21 protein-coding genes and 2 riboswitches are annotated in these 16814 nt (G+C 72.4%); of the genes, 7 read left to right on the top strand and 14 right to left on the bottom strand.

What is annotated here, in order from left to right; translation table 11 throughout:
- From ACFP3V_RS10130 to ACFP3V_RS10105, 6 genes are all read right to left on the bottom strand, one after another.
- The coding region (locus ACFP3V_RS10130; RefSeq protein ID WP_380582159.1) for a hypothetical protein at positions 1-165 on the bottom strand (165 nt) is incomplete at its 3' end.
- Between the two features lie 72 nt (positions 166-237).
- Complete coding sequence (locus ACFP3V_RS10125) at positions 238-963, bottom strand: GNAT family N-acetyltransferase (protein WP_380582141.1); 726 nt, start codon at positions 961-963, stop codon at positions 238-240.
- A gap of 75 nt (positions 964-1038) precedes the next feature.
- Positions 1039-2070 (bottom strand): ABC transporter substrate-binding protein, encoded by a 1032-nt coding sequence (locus ACFP3V_RS10120; protein WP_380582139.1) that lies wholly within the window; start codon positions 2068-2070, stop codon positions 1039-1041.
- A 111-nt stretch (positions 2071-2181) separates the two neighbouring features.
- Positions 2182-2991 carry an amino acid ABC transporter ATP-binding protein gene (locus tag ACFP3V_RS10115; protein ID WP_380582137.1) on the bottom strand — a complete coding sequence of 270 codons (810 nt, stop codon included), beginning with the start codon at positions 2989-2991 and terminating at the stop codon, positions 2182-2184.
- On the bottom strand, positions 2988-4007 hold the full coding sequence (locus ACFP3V_RS10110) for an amino acid ABC transporter permease (protein ID WP_380582135.1): 1020 nt from the start codon (positions 4005-4007) through the stop codon (positions 2988-2990). The genes ACFP3V_RS10115 and ACFP3V_RS10110 overlap by 4 nt, the downstream gene beginning before the upstream one ends.
- A 160-nt stretch (positions 4008-4167) precedes the next feature.
- Complete coding sequence (locus ACFP3V_RS10105; RefSeq protein WP_380582133.1) at positions 4168-4302, bottom strand: hypothetical protein; 135 nt, start codon at positions 4300-4302, stop codon at positions 4168-4170.
- 31 nt (positions 4303-4333) lie between these two features.
- Positions 4334-4439: riboswitch (SAM riboswitch) on the bottom strand.
- A 208-nt stretch (positions 4440-4647) separates the two neighbouring features.
- Positions 4648-4760: riboswitch (SAM riboswitch) on the top strand.
- 29 nt (positions 4761-4789) lie between these two features.
- Between ACFP3V_RS10105 and ACFP3V_RS10100 the strand changes: the two genes are divergently transcribed.
- The 6 genes from ACFP3V_RS10100 to ACFP3V_RS10075 all read left to right on the top strand — a co-directional run bounded on the left by ACFP3V_RS10100 (position 4790) and on the right by ACFP3V_RS10075 (position 10384).
- Positions 4790-4972, top strand: a complete 183-nt coding sequence (locus ACFP3V_RS10100; RefSeq protein ID WP_380582131.1) for a hypothetical protein — start codon at positions 4790-4792, stop codon at positions 4970-4972.
- A gap of 236 nt (positions 4973-5208) precedes the next feature.
- Positions 5209-6348, top strand: a complete 1140-nt coding sequence (locus ACFP3V_RS10095; protein WP_380582129.1) for an LLM class flavin-dependent oxidoreductase — start codon at positions 5209-5211, stop codon at positions 6346-6348.
- Positions 6349-6363: 15 nt separating this feature from the next.
- On the top strand, positions 6364-7494 hold the full coding sequence (locus tag ACFP3V_RS10090) for an LLM class flavin-dependent oxidoreductase (protein ID WP_380582127.1): 1131 nt from the start codon (positions 6364-6366) through the stop codon (positions 7492-7494).
- Positions 7491-8018 carry a flavin reductase family protein gene (locus ACFP3V_RS10085; protein WP_380582125.1) on the top strand — a complete coding sequence of 176 codons (528 nt, stop codon included), beginning with the start codon at positions 7491-7493 and terminating at the stop codon, positions 8016-8018. Before ACFP3V_RS10090 ends, ACFP3V_RS10085 begins: the two co-directional genes overlap by 4 nt.
- Positions 8015-8875: a DUF1684 domain-containing protein gene (locus tag ACFP3V_RS10080; RefSeq protein ID WP_380582123.1), complete on the top strand. Its 861-nt coding sequence runs from the start codon at positions 8015-8017 to the stop codon at positions 8873-8875. The genes ACFP3V_RS10085 and ACFP3V_RS10080 overlap by 4 nt, the downstream gene beginning before the upstream one ends.
- 603 nt (positions 8876-9478) lie before the next feature.
- Positions 9479-10384 (top strand): LysR family transcriptional regulator, encoded by a 906-nt coding sequence (locus tag ACFP3V_RS10075; RefSeq protein ID WP_380582121.1) that lies wholly within the window; start codon positions 9479-9481, stop codon positions 10382-10384.
- 29 nt (positions 10385-10413) lie between these two features.
- On the opposite strand, the gene ACFP3V_RS10070 is transcribed toward ACFP3V_RS10075, so the two are convergent.
- The 8 genes from ACFP3V_RS10070 to ACFP3V_RS10035 form a co-directional block, all read right to left on the bottom strand.
- Entirely contained in the window at positions 10414-10785 is a 372-nt protein-coding gene (locus tag ACFP3V_RS10070; protein ID WP_380582119.1) for a hypothetical protein, read from the bottom strand.
- Positions 10786-10855: 70 nt separating this feature from the next.
- A complete protein-coding gene (locus tag ACFP3V_RS10065; protein ID WP_380582117.1) occupies positions 10856-11209 on the bottom strand; it encodes an STAS domain-containing protein in 354 nt (117 codons plus the stop codon).
- A 67-nt stretch (positions 11210-11276) separates the two neighbouring features.
- A complete protein-coding gene (locus ACFP3V_RS10060) occupies positions 11277-11717 on the bottom strand; it encodes an Hsp20/alpha crystallin family protein (protein WP_380582115.1) in 441 nt (146 codons plus the stop codon).
- 153 nt (positions 11718-11870) lie between these two features.
- Positions 11871-12323: a hypothetical protein gene (locus ACFP3V_RS10055; protein ID WP_380582113.1), complete on the bottom strand. Its 453-nt coding sequence runs from the start codon at positions 12321-12323 to the stop codon at positions 11871-11873.
- 146 nt (positions 12324-12469) lie between these two features.
- Complete coding sequence (locus ACFP3V_RS10050) at positions 12470-12925, bottom strand: MaoC family dehydratase (RefSeq protein ID WP_380582111.1); 456 nt, start codon at positions 12923-12925, stop codon at positions 12470-12472.
- 49 nt (positions 12926-12974) lie between these two features.
- A complete protein-coding gene (locus tag ACFP3V_RS10045; protein ID WP_380582109.1) occupies positions 12975-14459 on the bottom strand; it encodes an acyl-CoA synthetase in 1485 nt (494 codons plus the stop codon).
- A 15-nt stretch (positions 14460-14474) separates the two neighbouring features.
- Entirely contained in the window at positions 14475-15341 is an 867-nt protein-coding gene (locus ACFP3V_RS10040) for an amidohydrolase family protein (protein ID WP_380582107.1), read from the bottom strand.
- Positions 15338-16282, bottom strand: a complete 945-nt coding sequence (locus ACFP3V_RS10035; RefSeq protein ID WP_380582105.1) for an SDR family NAD(P)-dependent oxidoreductase — start codon at positions 16280-16282, stop codon at positions 15338-15340. Before ACFP3V_RS10035 ends, ACFP3V_RS10040 begins: the two co-directional genes overlap by 4 nt.
- Before the next feature lie 77 nt (positions 16283-16359).
- Between ACFP3V_RS10035 and ACFP3V_RS10030 the strand changes: the two genes are divergently transcribed.
- Positions 16360-16809: a MarR family winged helix-turn-helix transcriptional regulator gene (locus ACFP3V_RS10030; protein WP_380582103.1), complete on the top strand. Its 450-nt coding sequence runs from the start codon at positions 16360-16362 to the stop codon at positions 16807-16809.
- The last annotated feature ends 5 nt before the right edge of the window (positions 16810-16814 follow it).

Raw genomic sequence — 16814 nt, 5'->3', positions numbered from 1 at the left:
GGCCTCGGCGGCCGCCGCCCAGGCGCGCACGGGCCGTGCCGCGTCGCGCGGCGCCGCGGGGTGGGCGCCGCCGCCCAGTTCGAGAGCCAGGACCGGAGCGCGGCGAGCGGGCGTGGTCACGAGGAACCTCCGTTCAGGAGTAGCGAGTTGAGGGGACGGCGCCATCGGTCCCATGCCGGGCGCGGGCGGGCGCGGGACAGCGCCGGGACCGCCGAAGCCGCTTCCCGCGGCGCCGCGTCACCCCTCCCCGCCGGGGGCACGCACGAGCAGGAAGGAGGTGCGGCGCCGCAGGGTGAAGCCGATGGACTCGTAGAGCCGGATGGCCGTGGTGTTCGCCGCCGACGCGTGCAGGAACGGGGTGTCCCCGCGTTCCCTGATCCCGGCCGCCACCGCGCGGACCAGGCGCGTGGCCAGGCCCTGGCCGCGGTGGTCCGGGTCCGTGCAGACCGCGCTGATCTCGGTCCACCCGGGCGGCCGCAGCCGCTCCCCCGCCATCGCCACCAGCCGGCCGCCGCGCCTGATGCCCAGGTAGGTGCCGAGCTCGACGGTACGCGGCAGGAACGGTCCGGGCCGGGTGCGGGCGATCAGGTCCAGCACCTCGGGGACGTCGTCGAGCCCCAACCGGACCGCCTCCGGGGCGGGTTCGGCATGCAGCGCCGTGTCGACCAGCTGCACGCCCTGCCCCGACTCCACGACCTGCCAGCCGTCCGGCGGTCGCGTCACTCCGTTCGCGGCCGTGAGGTTGCCGGGCCCGACCAGGGCGGCCAGGTCGTCCCACGCACGCGGGTCGTCCGGATCGGACAGCGCGGTGAAGGGCGAGACGTCGACCGGGTAGCGCGCGGCGCGGCCGACCCGTTCCGCGAAGCGGGCGTGCGGGCCGGTGAGCGCGGCCCAGGCGGGGTTGTCGAGGACGTGGGGTCCGACGGGGATGTGCGGGTGCGCGGGGTGGACGCTGGTGGACACCGGGATCTCCATGCTGAAGGCGGGCCGGAGGCGGTCCCGGATCGTTCCGGGACCGCCTCGGCACCGGGCGGGCTGTCAGGAGTTGCTGAGCGGCAGGCCCGGCGGGTTGATCTGCGAGGTGCTGACCGCCTCGTTGGACAGGTTCCACGCGGCCAGCCACTTCGCGTACTGGCCGTTCTTGATCAGGTAGTTGATGGCGTCCGCGACGGGCTTCACCAGTCCACTGTCCTTCTTGGTGGTCGCGGCGATCAGCCCCTGCAGGCTCGCGCCCGCGCCGGAGTACGTGCCCGCGTTGCGGGTGGGGTTCGGCGTGTTGGCGTCCTGCCTGATCTGGTAGGCGATCCCGGGGTTGGGGCCGAAGTAGGCGTCGATCTTGCCGCCCACCAGTGCCAGATGGGTGCTGTTGTTGTCCGGGAAGTACTTGATGGTCAGCTGCTTGCCGGCGGCCTTCAGCTTGGCCTGCCACTCCAGCAGGATCTTCTCCTGGTTGGTGCCGGAGCCGACGGCGACCGTCTTGCCCGCGAGCGTGGTGTAGTCGCCGTTGAAGTTCCAGGTGCTGCTCTTGACGACCTCGAAGGCCAGGTTGTCCTGGCGGTAGGAGGCGAAGTCGTACTTCCGCTTGCGCTCCTCGGTGTCGGTGATGTTCGAGAAGCCGACATCGGTCTTCCCGCTGTCGATGCCGACGAAGAGGTTCTCCCACGTGGCGTTCTCCAGGACCGGCTTGAGACCGAGGACCGCCGCGACCAGTCGGCCCAGGTCGGGCTCGGCCCCGGTGAGGGTCTTCTGGTCGCTGCCCACGTAGGCCAGGGGCGGGAAGCCGGCCGGCAGTGCGCCGACGCCGATGACCAGCTGGCCGCTCTTGGCCACCGAGGCCGGCAACTCGGCGTGCAGGGACGCGACTTCGGAGACCTTGAGGTCGGTCTGCGTGCCGGCGCCGTTGGACAGCGCGGCCACCGTGACGGTGCCGTTGGCGGCCTGGTCGGCGGAGGTGGCGGCGGTCGAGTCAGAGGCGGAGCTGCCGCAGGCGGCGAGGCCCAGGGCGAGCGTGGCGGTGGCCGTGCCTGCGGACAGGCTGCGGAGGAGTCTGGCGCTGCGGATGCTGGGCATGGGATGTCCTTGGTTCGGGTTTCGGTTGCGGGTTTCGGGTGTGGAGGGAATGCGTTCCGACGCACGCGCCGGGTCGGCGCGCCGGCGAACGAGGGGAACTGACCGAGGGGTTCAGAGCACCTTGCTCAGGAACTCCTGGGTACGGGGGTGCTGCGGCCGGTCCAACACCTGCTCGGGCGGCCCCTGTTCGAGGATCCGGCCGCCGTCCATGAAGACGACGCGGTCGGCGACCTCGCGGGCGAAGCCGATCTCGTGGGTCACGATGACCAGCGTGGTGCCGCTGGTGGCCAGGTCCTTGATGACCGCCAGCACCTCCCCGACCAGTTCGGGATCGAGGGCGGAGGTGGGCTCGTCGAAGAGGATCACGCCGGGCCGGAGCGCGAGGGCGCGGGCGATCGCCACCCGCTGCTGCTGCCCGCCGGACAGCTGCCGGGGGTAGGCACCGGCCTTGTCGGCCAGCCCGACCCGACCGAGCAGCGTACGCGCCGACTCCTGTGCCTCGGGCTTGCGCAGCAGGCCGGTGGCCACCGGGGCGGCGGCCACGTTCTCCAGCACGGTCAGGTGCGGGAACAGGTTGAAGTTCTGGAAGACGAAGCCGATCCGGCTGCGCTGGGCGAGGATCGCCCGCTCGCTCAACTCCTTCAGCCGCTCGCCGTGCCGGCGCACGCCGATCAGCTCGCCGTTCAGGCTGACATGCCCGATCTGCGGCTTCTCCAGGTGGTTGATCACGCGCAGCAGCGTGGACTTGCCCGAGCCGGACGGCCCGACGATCACCGTGACCTCGCCCGGACGCACCGTCAGATCGATGCCGTCGAGGACGCGGTGGGCCCCGTACCACTTGTGCACATCGCGGATCTCGATGGCCAGTGCGGGCGCGTCGGCGTCGGCGGGACGCGGCAGTTGGGACGTGGGGGTGCTCATATCGCGGTCTCCCTGCGGATGCGGGCCCGCAGCGCGGGCAGCCCGGCACGCAGGCGCTGCAGCGGGGTCGGCGGCAGGGTCCGCAGCGCGCCGCGCGAGTAGTGGCGCTCGACGTAGAACTGGACCACCGAGATCACGCTGGTGAGGATCACGTACCAGACGGTGGCGACGAGCAGCAGCGGCACGACGTCGCCGGGGTAGGTGCTGCCCATGCTCTGCACGGAGCCGAACAGGTCGAGCAGCGAGACGTAGAAGACCAGGGAGGTGCTCTTCACCAGGCCGATCAGCTGGTTGACGTAGGAGGGCACGATGGCGCGCAGGGCCTGCGGGAAGACGATCCGGGCGAACTGGTAGTGCCGGGGCAGGCCGAGCGCGGCGGCGGCCTCGTGCTGGCCCTGGTCGACGGAGAGGATGCCGGCGCGGACCACCTCCGCGGCGTACGCGGCCTCGTTGAGGCTCAGCCCGACGACGGCGATCACCATGTCGGTGGCCAGCTTGGACTCGTCGAAGTGCCAGAAGGCCGGCCCGAACGGCACGCCCAGGCTCAAAGTCCGGTACAACGCACTGAAGTTGTAGAGGAAGAGCAGCACCACGATCAGCGGCACCGAGCGGAACAGCCAGACGTACAGCCAGCTCGTCGCCCGCAGGACGGGGCTGCGGGAGAGCCGCGCGAGCGCGAGCACGACGCCCCCGGCCAGGCCGAGGACGGCGCTGAAGGCGGTCACCTCCAGGGTCACCACCAGGCCGTTGGTGATCACCGGCCGGGCGAACCAGTAGCCGAAGCGGTCCCACTGGTAGAACCGGTTGGTGGCCAGCCCGTGCACCACCTGGGCGGCCAGGACCAGCGCGACCGCGCTGCTGATCCAGCGGCCGGGGCTGCGCAGCGGGATCACCCGCTGGGCGGACAGCGCACGAGTGCCGGACTCGCTTGTGGTGGACGCGAGTTGAGGGGAAGGGGCCGGGTCCGGCGGACGTCCGGCGCCCGAGGGCACGGCAGGGGCGAGTGAGTCGCTCATGGGGGTACTCCAGCGAAGGCCGGCGGCGGGGCTCGTGCCGACGAGCCCGCGCACCGGGATACCGGGGGAGGGAAGCCGCCTCGGGGCGTGCCGGGGCACGCCGCAGCGCAGGCGAGAGGTCGAAAGGTGCACGCCCGAGGCGTGCGTCAGCCAGCTGTCGTCAGCGCGGACAGCGGGCGCAGCCGGCGCCCGTACACAGGGCGCTGTTGACGCGCAGCAGGTCGACGGCCCGGTTCAGGTACGGCGCGACGCGGCCGCGGTGCCGGCGTGCGGCCGTCCCCGACGCTGCGTCCATCACCGTCACCCTTGCCATTCCGCCCCGAAGGGCCTCGCGCTTACCGACAGTTCGGTCCGGTCCTCACCTGGGGCACCCCGCCGCGCGGGAGGGTTGCCGGTCAGCCAGCCAGGGCTTTGACGCCGACACTCATGACCGTTCTGGTCGGCAAAGCTAGAAGGCCTTCGCGACGAATGTCAACGGGCATCCGAAGCTTGAGATCCATGTCCGAACGATTCGTCAACCTTCGCATCCCGTCCGCCCCTTGGCACCGGTCCGCGCAACCGGCCGGGAAGAAGCGCCCGTTGATCGTTATTGCTTCAACGGGATTGTGCCCGAGGCCGCGGTCGGGCTACGGTGCAGCCAGGTCACGAGTGTCAGCGTCAAGCCCTGGCTTGCTGAACGGCAACCCTCCTCCGCGGCGGGGTGCTCCAGGTGAGGACCCGGCGGAGCCGAAGACGGCTCCGCAAGCGCGAGCTCGAGCCGGTGGCGACCGATCGGGACGGAGGTGACGAGAGTGCGACACGGCCTGCTGCTGCGGTCGGCCCCCGTCATGGTCAAGGACCGGTGCCGCGTCACCACCACCTGTGCGCGCCTCCACATCGATCTGCAGCGCGTCACCACCGCGCTGTGTCCGGCGTCCGACGACGCCCTCGCGCCGCGCACCGCCGCGCGGCACGCCGCTGCCTGACGCGCCCCAGCGCTCCTTTCGTTCCGTCCCCCGTCCGGCCCCGCATCGCCGGACGGCCGACGGCTGCGTCCGGAACTGCCGCCGCGCGTCTCCAGCCCCCGACTCCCCTTCGAGCAGGAAGCCGCTCCCGTGCCCGAATCCCCGGTGCCCGCACCTCCGGTGTCCCCGTCCCCCGTCACCGCATCCCACGAGCCCGCATCTCACGCGCCCGCGTCCCCGCCGCAGGCGGTGGCCCTGTGAGGTTCCTGACCATCACGTTGATCGCCCACGCACCCGACCCGGTGACCGGTGTGCGGAAGTCCACGCAGCAGCGCTTCCGGGAGGTGATCGACCACGCGCTGCTCGCCGAGGAGCTCGGCTTCGACGGCTTCGGCGTCGGCGAGCGCCACGAGCGGCCGTTCATCTCCTCCGCACCGCCCGTCGTCCTCAGCCACATCGCGGCACTGACCCGGCACATCCGCCTCTTCACCGCGGTGACGACACTGAGCCTGCTGGACCCGGTGCGTGCCTACGAGGACTACGCGACCCTGGACCACCTGTCCGGGGGCCGGCTCGAACTCATCATCGGCAAGGGCAACGGCGCCGCCCAGCGCGAGCTGTTCCAGGTGACCCCTGAGGACCAGTGGGACCGCAACGCCGAGTCCTACGAACTGTTCCGCACCATCTGGCGGCAGGACAAGGTCACCTACGCACCGCGCTTCCGGGCGCCCCTCACCGAGGCCGAGGTCTGGCCCAGGCCGCTGCAGCAACCCGTCCGGGTCTGGCACGGCAGCGCGACCAGCCGGGAGTCGGTGGACCTGGCCGCCCGCTACGGCGACCCGCTGTTCTCCGCCAACGTCACCAACCCCGTCGCGCCCTACGCCGAACTCGTCCGCCACTACCGCGAACGCTGGGCGCACTACGGCCACGACCCCGCCCTGGCCGCCGTCGGCGCGGGCACCGCCGGTTACTACGCCGCCCGCACCTCCCAGCAGGCGCTGGCCGTCTACCGGCCGATCTTCGAAGGGCGGCTCGCCTTCCAGAAGCGCCTCGGCCTGGAGCCGGTCTTCCTCACCCTGGAGGACTTCGTCGAGCGCAGCTCCGCGCTGATCGGCAGCCCGCAGCAGGTCATCGAGAAGGTGCACCGCTACCACGAACAACTCGGCCACAGCGTCCTGCACCTGCACGCCGACGGAGACGGCCTCACCGACGCCCAGCACCGGGACAGCCTGGAGCTGTTCCAGTCCGACATCGCCCCCGTGCTGCGCCGCGACATCCCCGACCCGCCGTGGCCCTGGGGCCCGGCCACCCCGCTCGACGGGACCGCCCCCCTCGATGGGACCGCCCCGGCCGCCCCCGCCGACGCAGCACCGGCACCGACCGCCGCGGCGCGCTGACGAAGGACCCGACTGATGGCCAACACCCCGCTCACCGTTCTCGACCTGGTCCCCATTTCCTCCGGCTCCACCCCGACCCAGGCTCTGCGCAACAGCGTTGACCTGGCCCAGCGCGCCGAGGCGGTCGGCTACGCCCGCTACTGGTTCGCCGAGCACCACCTCAACCCCGGCGTCGCCGGCACCTCCCCCGCCGTGGTGCTCGCGCTCACCGCCGCGGCGACCTCGACCATCCGACTCGGCGCAGGCGCCGTCCAGTTGGGCCACCGCACCGCCCTCGCCACCGTCGAGGAGTTCGGCCTGCTCGACGCGGTGCACCCGGGCCGGTTCGACCTCGGTCTCGGCCGCTCCGGCGGCCGCTCGGCGGCCACGTCGCGGCAGCCGGCCCTCGTCGGCGCCACGCCCGTCACCGACGGCCTGACGCCCGGCGGCCTGCGCATTCCGGCGCGGTTCTCCTACGAGCACCTGCTGGGCCACCCGCGCTTCGTGCTGCACCAGCGGCTGCTGCAACTACCAGGGGCCCAGTCCCAGCCCTACGACGAGCAGATCGCCGACATCCTCGCGCTGCTGTCCGGCAGTTACACCACCGCGGACGGCGTCGAGGCGCACGTCGTGCCCGGCGAGCACGCCGACCTCCAGGTCTGGATCCTGGGGAGCAGCGCCGGAATCAGCGCCGAGGTCGCCGGCGCGCACGGCCTGCGCTTCGCCGCCAACTACCACGTCAGCCCCGCCACCGTGCTGGAGGCCGTCGAGGCGTACCGCGCGGCCTTCCGGCCCTCCGCGGAACTGGACCGACCGCACGTCAGCGTCTCCGCCGACGTCGTGGTCGCCGAGGACGAGGCCACCGCCCGGGAACTGGCCACCGGCTACGGGCTGTGGGTGCGCAGCATCCGCAGCGGCGACGGCGCGATCCCCTTCCCCACCCCTGCCGAAGCCCGCGCGCACATCTGGACCGAGGCGGACCTGGCCCTGGTGGCGGACCGCACCGGGACCCAGTTCGTCGGCTCGCCGCCGCAGGTGGCCGACCAGTTGGAGACCCTGCGCGACGCCACCGGCGCCGACGAACTCATCATCACCACGATCACGCACCAGCACGAGGACCGGGTCCGGTCCTACCAGCTGCTGGCCGAGGAATGGGGGCGGCGATGACCGCGACACAGGAGGAGACGCGCGTGCTCGGACCCGCGCAGCTCCGGCACGCATTCGGCGCCTTCCCGAGCGGCGTCACCGCCGTCGCGGCCCTGACCGGGGGCACACCCGTCGGCCTGGCCGCCAGCTCGTTCACGTCCGTCTCGCTCGATCCGCCCCTGGTGTCCGTCTGCGTGGCCCACGGCTCGCGCACCTGGCCGCTGCTGCGCGACCGGGAACGCCTCGGCGTCAGCGTGCTCGGCGCCCACCAGGAACGCGCCTGCCGCCAGCTCGCCGCGCGCGAGGGCGACCGCTTCGCGGGGCTCGACTGGACCGCCACCGCCGACGGGGCGGTCCTCATCGACGGTGCCGCCGCCTGGTTCGACTGCAGCGTCGAGCAGGTCGTCCGCGCCGGGGACCACGACATCGTGCTGCTGCGGGTCCACGAAATCGACGCCGACCACGCTGTGGCGCCGCTGGTCTTCCACGCCAGCCGCTTCCACCGGATCACCTCCGCCGCACCGTCCACCGAGGAGCACCGATGACCGTTCCGGACACCCGCCAGGACGCCGTCCACGACGACCGCACCAGCGAGCTGACCCGCGACTTCACCCGTGACTGGGAGCAGTGGCACGCCGACCACGAGCGGGCGCTCGCGGATCCGCACGGGTTCCTCGCGGTGACCAGCCTGCGCTGGCTCGACGCCGAACCCACGCGCTTCTCCGACGCGCCGGGCGCCTGGTCCAGCACCGAGGACGGCGTCAGCGTCGAGCTGGACGAGGGCGAGGAGCTGGTGGTGGACGGCGTGGCCGTCAGCGGGCGCCACGACTTCGGGGTCCTCGCGGAGCGGACGAGCGTGTTCGCCGGCGCGGGCGAGGCCGTGATCGAGGTCGCCAAGCGCGGCGGTCACGACATCCTGCGGCCGCGCCACCCCGATCACAAGCTGCGCCTCGACTACACGCACACCCCTGCCTACGCCCCGGATCCCGCCTGGTCCCTGACGGGCCGTTACCTGCCCTTCGACACGCCGCGCGCGGTGACCGTGGAGGCGGCCGTCGAGGGCCTGGAGCACGTCTACGACGCCCCTGGCGAGGTCGAGTTCGCGGGGCCGGACGGCGGTCCGCACCGGCTGACGGTGTTCCACGGCGGCCGCTCCGGCAGCCTGCTGGTGCTGTTCACCGACGCCACGTCAGGGGTGACCACCTATGCGGCCAACCGCGCGATCACCGTCCCGGCGCCGGACGAGGAGGGCCGCGTCGTCCTCGACTTCAACCGGGCCACCAACCTGCCCTGCGCCTACACCGACCTGGCCACCTGCCCGCTCCCCCCGGCCGGGAACCGCCTGCCGTTCGCCGTCGAGGCCGGCGAGCGGATCCCGTACGAGCGTGGCGGAAGGCGGTAGCCCCCTACGCCACTGCGGTGACCTCCTGCTGACACTCCGTCAGCGCAGGGCGTCCGCACCTCGCGGACGCCCCTTCCTCCACGACGGCCGGCGATCCGCCGGTCGGGCAGTCCGCAACCGGCGGGCGCGTCGGGCGCGGTCCGTCGGAGCGCATGGGTGTCGGCACCCCTCCGGCCGACGGCGCCGACGCCGACGCGAACAGCCACGGAATCGGCACGATCAACGACATGGCGACCCTCCCCTCGAAGTCACAGCGGCAGCTCACAGCGCACCCGGCACGGAGCCGACGGTCGGCGGATCTCCGGCCCGCGTCCGTGGGCGGGGACGGAGACCGCTGGACACGAGGGCAGCGATGCCCGTGTGCGCGGGGTCGAGACTTCTGTCCATCCTTCACACCTTGCTTCGTGGCGCTCCGTCAACTGCGGGACGTGCCCGGGTACCTGCCCCCGGGCCGGGTCGTCCCACTGAGCTCATGCCGTCAGCCTGGCCGGAAGGTCCGCCGTGAACAACGGCCAAGTCCGCAAGGCACCGTTGCGCGGCGGGTCACCGATGCGCGTTGTGTCAACGCCGCGATGACCGCTAGGTTCACGATCAGGAGGGGGCATGGAACTGCGCGACATCGAGATCTTTCTGACCCTGGCGGAGGAACTGCACTTCGGGCGAACCGCGGAGCGGCTGCACATCACCGCCTCACGGGTCAGCCACGCCATCAAGAAGCAGGAACGGCGCATCGGCGCCCCGCTGTTCGAGCGCACCTCGCGCTCGGTCCGCCTCACCCCGGTGGGCGACCAGCTCTACCGGAGCCTGCACCCCGCCTACCGGCAGATCCTCGACGGCATCGAGGACGTGGCGGCGTCCACCCGTACCGGCGGCGGCACGCTCACGCTGGCCACCATGGGTCCGCAGGGCTGGATGATCCAGGACGTCCTCGCCCGTTTCCGCGCCCGCCACCCGGGCGTGCACCTGGTCCATCGCGACCTCAACCCGGTCGACCCGCTGACGCCGCTGCGCTCCGACGAGATCGACGTGGCACACCTGTGGCTGCCCGTGCGCGAACCCGACATCGTGGTGGGCCCGGTCACCCACACGTCGCCGGTGGTGCTCGTCCTGGCCGCCACCCACCCCTGGGCGGACCGGGACTCCGTATCGCTGGAGGACTACGGCGACCTGACCTTCGTCGCCCACCGGTCGCCGATCCCGCCGTCCATGGAGGAGGCGTTCCAGCCGCTGCGCACACCCTCGGGCCGCCTGGTCCCGCGCGGTCCGGAGGTCGCCAACTGGGACGACCAGCTCAAGGCGGTGCTCGCCGGCCAGGCGGTCATCGCCTGCCCCGCCGAGGCCGAGCGGTTCTACCCGTGGCCGGACCTGGTCTACCTACCCGTGCGCGACGCGCCGCCCTGCCGCTGGGCCTTCGCCTGGCGCAGCGGCAAGGACAACCCGCTGATCCGCGAGCTGGCCGCCGCGGTCGGCCCCGACTGCCTTGCGCCGCATGGCGGTTCACCCGCCTGAGCCGCGGCCGCGCCGACCGCCACGGCGGATCACAGGCCCGGTATGGGCCCCGTCCACACCAGTTCCGCCGCGGTGTGCTGGGCCTGCCGCAGTCGCGCCGCAGCGCGTTCGATGTCGGCGATCGCCTCTCCGAGTTCGAGCGCGACCCTCGCCTTGTACTCCTCCGGGGTCGGCGGGTCGGCATGGACCGCCAGGTGGTCCGCCGGAAGGGCGTGCAGTCCGGCGGCGAGCCGGTGCAGGGTGTCCGGCAGCTGTTCCAGCATCCCGGCCAGGGCTCCGAGGGTGTGGTGGACATCGGTCGGGAAGGGAAAGGCGTCCGGCCGCAGGGCGCGCCGGTTGAGGCAGCGGACCGTGTCGGCGGCCTGGACGGCGAGGTCCCACGGGGTGTGCTCGGAGCTCATCACGGCTCCCTCGCTGACGACGGCTGGGGGCGGCTGCCGGTCCGGCCGCGCCGTCCCGGCAGCCTGATGGTTACCGCTCGACCGGCAACGGGCCGTCCGACCGGGCCAGTTGGAACAGCCGGCGGACCGCCGCGCTGGGTCGGCGCACCGTCAGGCGGTGGCCGATCCGGGTTGCGTAGCGGTGGGCGTCCAGCAGGGGGCGCAGGCCGGAGCAGTCCATGAAGGGGACGGCGGACAGGTCCGCGACGACCTCCCGGTGCCCGGCCGGCGCACTGGACAGTCGCGTGCGCAGCGGCTCGGCGGCGGCCAGATCCAGTTCCCCGGCGACGACGACGGTCGCGCACTCCGCCACCTCGGCGGGCCCCGGCGCCGCGGTGCGGGAGGACAGGCCGCAGGTCTGTTCGGCGGGGATGGCGAGGGTCACAGCAGCCTCCTTGCCGCTGCGTGCGGGTGCCCTGCCGCGGAGGGCGGCAGGGCGACGCAGGGCCGTCTCAGGCCTGGATCTGCTTCCGGTCCGAGCCGCCGCTCTGGCTGATCTCGATCCGGCGGGGCTTGGCCCGTTCGGCGATCGGGATGCGCAGGGTGAGCACGCCGGCGTCGTAGTCGGCCTTGATCCGCTCGGTGTCCAGGGTGTCGGCCAGCATCACCTGGCGGGAGAAGACGCCCAGCGGGCGCTCGGAGAGTTCGACCTGGACGTCGTCGCCTTCGGCGCGCGGCCGGCGTTCGGCCTTCACGGTCAGCATGTTCCGCTCGACGTCGATGTCGATCGCGTCGGCGGGGACACCGGGGAGGTCGAGGACGATGACGTACTCGTCGCCGGAGCGGTACGCGTCCATCGGCATCAGCGACGGACGGGACCAGGTGCCGGTGCTGCCCAGCAACTGCTGGGTGAGCCGGTCGAGCTCGCGGAAGGGGTCGGTGCGCATCAACATCGCGGTACACCTCCTGCATCGGGTCGTGCCAATGCGCCTAACCTGTCTCCTTTGTAGCATGTCATCGGAACGATGACAAATGTGAAGTCGTGCGTTCCGCTACGCCGCGGTGCCGACCCCCGGCTCCCCGCGGGCCGCGGCTGGGTGGGGTCGTCAACGGCCAGGCGCGCCATGGTGCTTGTCCGCCTCGCGGCCGTTGCGCCCGGCCGGTTGCGGCGTCGGCGCGAACGCGCCCGGGCCGGGGGGCCCGAGCTGTTCGGGCTGGGTGTGCGCCTCCGCGCCGAGCAGCGGTGCGCCGCTGCGCTCGGAGCGGTGCTCGGCCGCGTCCAGGATCTGGTGACGCGGGGTCTGCTCCGGCCCGGGCGGCAGCGCGACGGGACGCCGGGCGACGATCCGGCCGACCCAGTGCCGCCCGCAGGCCGGGCAGGGGACCGCTCCGGCGGGGGTGTAGGGGGAGGCGGCGGGGATCCCGTCGCGGGAGAAGTACTCCCACTCCTCCCCGTTCTCCTCGTCGCGCCACTGCTGCACGTCGAAGTCGACACTCCACTGGTGCCAGCAGTGGCCGCATGCGAACTCCACCCGCTCCACGGCCAGTTCGGTGATCATCGGCTCGTCACCTCCGTGCCCGTGCGCCCAGCACACCGGCCGGGCCGCGCCCGGGACCGCAGTCGGATCCACTCCTCGGTTCCCGTATACCCCGACGACGGATTCCTGACAAGCACCGCCCGGACCCGCCCCCGCCGGTCGGCGCGTCAGGCGTAGAAGCGGGACAGGCTCTGCAGAACCGCAGCCGGCTTCGGCTCGCCCTCGATCTCGACGGTGCCGTCGACGGTGATCTGCAGGCCGCCGGGCACCTCCTCGACCTCGGCCAGCCGTGCGGCGAGGCGGATGCGGGAGCCGACCCGGACCGGGGCGGGGAAACGCACCTTGTTGAGGCCGTAGTTGACCTTCGTGGTGACCCCCTCCACCTCCAGCAGCTCGGTGAAGAGGGGGATGAACAGCGACAGCGTCAGGTAGCCGTGCGCGATCGGGGCCCCGAAGGGGCCGGCGGCCGCGCGCTCGGGGTCGGTGTGGATCCACTGGTGGTCGTCGGTGGCGTCGGCGAAGCCGTTGACGCGTTCCTGGGTGACCTCGATCCAGCCGCTGGTGCCGAGGTCGGTCCCGGCGAGGGCCTTGAGTTCGTCGAGTCCGTTGACGGTGAGGGCCATGGGGTGTGCTGCCTTTCGTGAGCGGGATGAGCGGGATCAGCGAGAGGTCTCAACTGCCGTGCTGGGCACGGATGTCGTTCTTGCGGAGCTTCCCGGACGCGGTCCGCGGCAGGCTGTCCACCAGGACGACCGACTTCGGGAGCTTGTACCGGGCGAGCACGCCGGCCAGGGCGGCCAGCACCTGCTCCGGGTCGAGCCGGACGCCGGGTTCGGGGACGACGACCGCGCGGCCGACTTCGCCCCACTTCTCGTCGGGGACGCCGATGACGGCGCACTCGGCGACCCCGGCCACGGCCAGCAGGGCGTCCTCCACCTCGGCCGGGTAGACGTTCTCGCCGCCCGAGATGTACATGTCCTTGATCCGGTCCGCGATGGTGATGTACCCGTCCTCGTCGGTACGGGCCGCGTCGCCGGTGCGGAACCAGCCGTCGGTGAAGGCCGCGGCGGACTCCTCGGGCAGGCCCCAGTAGCCGGGGCTGACGTGCGGGCCGCGGACCACGACCTCCCCCGACTCCCCCGGTGCGGCGGGCGATCCGTCCGGCGCGAGGACCCGGACGTCGCTGAAGAAGTGCGGGACGCCGGCCGAGCCGGCCTTGCTGACGGCGTGTTCGGCGTCGAGGAAGAGGGTGCCGGGGGACGCCTCGGTCATGCCGTAGCCCTGGAGGAAGGTGAGTCCGCGCTTCTGGTAGGTGGCGATCAGCGACGTCGGCACCGGCGCGCCGCCGCAGGTGAGCAGCCGCAGGCTGCTCAGATCCGCGTCGTCCCAGCCGGGTTGGCGGGCCACCAGGTCGAACATGGTGGGGACGCCGAACATGAAGGTGATCCGGTGCCGCTCGATCAGGTCGAGGGTGGCGGCGGGGTCGAAGGACTCGACGAGGACGCAGGCGCCCCCCTTGAGCAGCACCGGCAGGGTGAGCATGTTGAGCCCTGCGGTGTGGAACAGCGGGGCGGAGACGAGGGCGCGTTCGTCGGCGACCAGGTCGTGGTCGACGAGGACGTTGACGGCGTTCCAGGTGAGGTTGCCGTGGGTGAGCATGGCGCCCTTGGGGCGGCCGGTGGTGCCCGAGGTGTACATGATGAGGCACAGGTCGTCCAGGGCGACCGCCTCGTCGATGGGGTCGGTGCCGGCGTCGGCCAGCAGCTGCTCGTAGGCGGGCCCCACCTCGACCGTCACGTCGGGTCCGTCGCCCGCGAGTTCGGCGCAGGAGGGGGCGTACAGCAGGGCCTTGGCGCCGCAGTCGTGCAGTTGGTAGGCGATTTCGGGGGCGGCCAGGCGGATGTTGAGGGGGACGAAGACGGCCCCGAGCATGCCGGTGGCGAACAGCGTCTCCAGGAAGGCGGGATGGTTGGGCCCGAGGTAGGCGACGCGGTCGCCGCGCCGGATCCCGGACGCGCGCAGCCCGTGGGCCAGCCGGGTGCTGCGCTCGTGCAGGTCGGCGTAGCTGTACTGCAGGTCGCCGTGGACGAGAGCGGTGCGGTGCGGGGTCTTCCGGGCCCGGCGGGTGGGCCAGGATCCGATTCCCTCGTTGCGCATGGGCGGGTGCCCTTCTCAGGTGAGCCCGAGCAGCCGGGCGGCGTTGTCCTTGAGGATCTTGGGCCTGACCGAGTCCTTGATCGGCAGCTTCTCGAAGTCCGCGAGCCACCGGTCCGGGGTGAGCACGGGGTAGTCGGAGCCGAACAGGACCTTGTCCTGGAGCAGCGAGTTGGCGTACTGCACCAGTTGCGGCGGGAAGTACTTGGGCGACCAGCCGGACAGGTCGATGTGCACGCCGGGCTTGTGGGTGGCGACGGCCAGGGCCTCGTCCTGCCAGGGGAAGGACGGGTGCGCCAGGATGATCTTCAGGTGCGGGAAGTCCGCGGCGACGTCGTCCACGTGCAGCGGGTTGGAGTACTTCAGCCGGATGCCGCCTCCGCCGGGCACGCCGGCGCCGATCCCGGTCTGCCCGGTGTGGAACAGGGCGATGGTGCCGGTCTCCTCGATCAGCTCGTAGAGTCCGTACGCCATCCGGTCGTTGGGGAAGAAGCCCTGGATGCTGGGGTGGAACTTGAAGCCCTTGACCCCGAACTCCTCGACCAGGCGCCGGGCTTCGCGCACCCCGGCCTTCCCCCGGAAGGGGTCGATGGAGGCGAAGGGGATCAGCACGTCGGGGTGGGCGGCCGCCGCCTCGGCGACCTCCTCGTTGGGCACCGGCGGGGTGCCGGTGGCGTGCTCGGCGTCCACGGTGAAGACGACGGCGGCCATCCGGCGCTCGCGGTAGTACGCGGCCATCTCGGGGAGCGTGGGCTTGCGGGCGCCCTCGACCTTGAAATAGGCGCTGGATGCCTCGTGCAGTTCGTCGGCGAGCGAGGCCTGGCCGCGGGAGGAGACCTCGGCGTGGGTGTGCACGTCGAGGGCGGTCAGCTGATCGACGTTCACGTTCCGCTCACCTCGGGGAGCTTGGGGGCGGGGATGCCCACGGTCTGGGGCTCGCGGCCGACCGAGGTGTCCCAGGCGGCGGCGATGGTCTGCGGGGTCCAGCCGCCGTCGGCGTAGGCGACGGCGGTCTCCTGCGGGTGGGACCACAGGGCCAGTCTGTCCCCGCCGATGCCGATGCACTGCCCGGTGACGGCGCGGGCGGCGTCGGAGGCGAGGAAGGGGACGAGGGCGGCGCAGTCCTCGGGGGTGCCGAAGCCCTCCCCCTTGCGCAGGAAGTCGGGCAGCGGGCGCCCCTGCTTCATGGCCTCGATATAGGGGGCGAAGGCGGGGATGGTCTCGGTCATGGCGGTGGCGGCGACGGGCACGATCGCGTTGACGGTGATGCCGCTGCGGGCCAGCTCCATCGACCAGGTGCGCACCATGGCGGCGATGCCGGCCTTGGCGGCGGCGTAGTTGGTCTGGCCGAAGTTGCCGCGCTGGCCGGCCGGCGAGCCGACGAGGACGAGGCTGCCGCCCTCGCCCTGCTCGCGCATGCGCACGGCGGCGGCGCGGGCGCAGGTGAAGGTGCCGCGCAGGTGGGTGGTGACGACCGCGTCGAAGTCCTCGTCGGTCATCTTCCACAGCACCTTGTCACGCAGGATGCCCGCGTTGGTGACCATCACGTCGAGTCGGCCGAACTCGGCGACGGCCCGGTCCACCAGTTGCTGGGCGGCCTCGCTGGTGCCGACGGCGGCGGCCGCGGCGACGGCCCGGCCGCCGGAGGCGGTGATGCTCTTCGCGGCCTGCTCGGCTGCCTCGGCGTCCAGGTCGTTGACGACGACGGCGGCCCCGGCGCGGGCGAGGGCGGTGGCGTAGGCGAGTCCGAGGCCGCGTCCGCTGCCGGTGACGACGGCGACCTTGCCGGTCAGGTCCACGGGGTCGGTGGGGTGTTCAGCGCTCATGCCGATCGAAGCTAGGAGCAATCATTGTTCCCGTCAATAGTTGTTTCGAACCGGGGTTCTGCGCCATGATGCTCTCCATGAGTGACGCCCCCTGGATGCGCGGTCTGCACACCGACACCGGCTACCTGCTGTACCGGTTGGGCCTGCGCTCCGGCAGCCTGTTCAACGCCGGCCTGGAGCAGCACGGCCTCCGGCTGCGCCACTACGCGGTGCTGCGCTACCTGGCCACCGTCGAGGGCGTCCGGCAGCGGGAGTTGAGCGAGCGCCTGGGCTACGACCCCAGCGCCATCGTCAGCCTCGTCGACGACCTGCAGCGCCTGGGCCTGGCCGAGCGCCGGCCCGACCCGGGCGACCGGCGCAACCGCATCGTCGTGCTCACCGACGCCGGGCAGGGCCTGCTCCGCGACAGCGAGAAGGACGGCGCCCGGGTCACCGACGACCTGCTCGCCCCGCTGTCCGACCAGGAACGCACCACCCTGCACCGCCTGCTGCTGCGCATCGCCGAACCCGGCGACGCCGAGGGCTGAGGCCG

Source organism: Streptacidiphilus monticola, from assembly GCF_042658505.1.
Lineage (GTDB): Bacteria > Actinomycetota > Actinomycetes > Streptomycetales > Streptomycetaceae > Streptacidiphilus > Streptacidiphilus monticola.
This window is presented reverse-complemented; position numbering and strand designations above follow the sequence as displayed.